At 69.7% G+C, this 1731-nt stretch carries 1 protein-coding gene; it reads left to right on the top strand.

Annotated features, from left to right (window positions below):
* The coding region (locus EAO75_RS46355; RefSeq protein ID WP_222724037.1) for a hypothetical protein at window positions 1–1731 on the top strand (1731 nt) is incomplete at both ends.

Below are 1731 nucleotides of genomic sequence, written 5' to 3'. Positions count from 1 at the left end.
GTACCCCACCGACCCCCGCCCGGCCCACCACGCCGCGGCCCATGTCTCCCTCGACAACCCCTACGCCATCGCTCAGTTGCTGGGCCGTCTGCGGCTGGCCGGGGCAGAGGAGCAGGCCACGGTGCTGGCCGACCGGACCGTTACCCAAGCCCGCCTCGACAACCCCTACGCTGTGGCTAAGCTGCTGGACCATCTGCGGCTGGTCGGGGCGAACGAGCAGGTTGCCGCATTGCTGGCCCGCAACCCCGCCGCTAAGGCCCCCGTCAACAGTCGGTACGCCGTGGGTGGGCTGCTGGACAGTCTGCGGCTGGTCGGGGCGGACGAGCAGGTCAGGGTGCTGACCGAGCGGGTTGCCGCCCACGCCCCGCTCGACAACCTGTACGACGTGGTCCAGATGATGGGTTATCTGCGGCAAGTAGGGGCGGAGGAACACGCCACGGTGCTGTCCGAGCGGGTTGCCGCCTACACCCCCCTCGACAACCCGGCCATTCTGACCGACGTGTTGCATCATCTACGGTGGGCAAGGGCACACGCGCAGGCCAGGGTGTTGGCCGAGCGGGCTGCCAGCCACGTTGCCCTCGACGATCCTGGTGCTGTGGCCCGATTGCTGGATCAGTTGTGGGATGCCGGGGCGCAGGAGCAGGTCCGGGTGCTGGCCGAGCGGGCTGCTATCCATGGCGCCCTCGACAACCCAGAGGCCATGGCCCGGATAATGAGGCATCTGCGGCGGGTCGGGGCTCAGGAACAGGCCATCGTGTTGGCCCAGAGGGCTGCCGCCCATGTTCCCCTTGATGACCCAGGCATCGTGGCCCGGTTGCTGGGCCGTCTGCGGCTGGCCGAGGCGGAGGAACAGACTGCCGCGTTGTTGGCCCGCGACCCCGCCTCCAACGTCCCCCTTGATGCCCCGCGTTTTGTGGCCATGTTGCTGGGCCGTCTGCGGGAGGCCGGGGCGCAAGAGCAGGTCGCCGCCTTGTTGACCCGCGATCCCGCTGCCCATGTCTCCCTCGATGACCCGCACGCCGTGGCTGAGCTGTTGGATCAACTGCGGCTGGCCGGGGCGGAGGAGCAGGTCAGAATGCTGGCCGAGCGGGCCGCCGCCCACGCCCCCCTCGACAATCCGGACGCCGTGGCCCGGTTACTAGATCATCTGCGGCTGGTGCGGGCGAAGGAGCAGGCCACGGTGCTGGCCGAGCGGGCTGTCACCTATGTCTCTTTCGATGCCCCGGGTGCTGTGGCCCGGTTGCTGGGCCGTCTGCAGGAGGCCGGGGCGAAGGAGCAGGTCGCCGCGTTGCTGGCCCGCAATCCGGCACTCCATGTCTCCCTCAACGACCCGTATGCCTTGGCCCAGTTACTGGATCATCTGCGGTGGGCGGAGGCGGAGGAGCAGGTCAGAATGCTGGCCGAGCGGGCCGCCGACCACGCCCCCCTCGACAATCCGGACGCCGTGGCGTGTTTGCTCGGTCGTCTGCGGCTGGCCGGGGCGGAAGAGCAGGTTACGGCGCTGGTGGAGCGGGCCGCCGCCTATGTTGCCCGCGTCGCCCTCGACGATCCGAGAACCGTGGCCCGGTTGCTGGACCGTCTGGAGCTGGCCGGGTCGGAGAAGCAGGTTACGGCGCTGGTGGAGCGGGCCGCCGTCCACGCTCCCCTTGACGACCCGAGCATCGTGGCTCGGATGCTGCGTCGCCTGCGGCAGGCTGGGGCACAGAAGCAGGCCGCTGCCCTGGTCGAGCG

Source organism: Streptomyces sp. UW30, assembly GCF_008042075.1.
In the GTDB taxonomy this organism is placed as follows: Bacteria; Actinomycetota; Actinomycetes; order Streptomycetales; family Streptomycetaceae; genus Streptomyces.
Note: the sequence above shows the minus strand (reverse complement) of the source record. Positions and strands in the feature narration are given on the sequence as shown.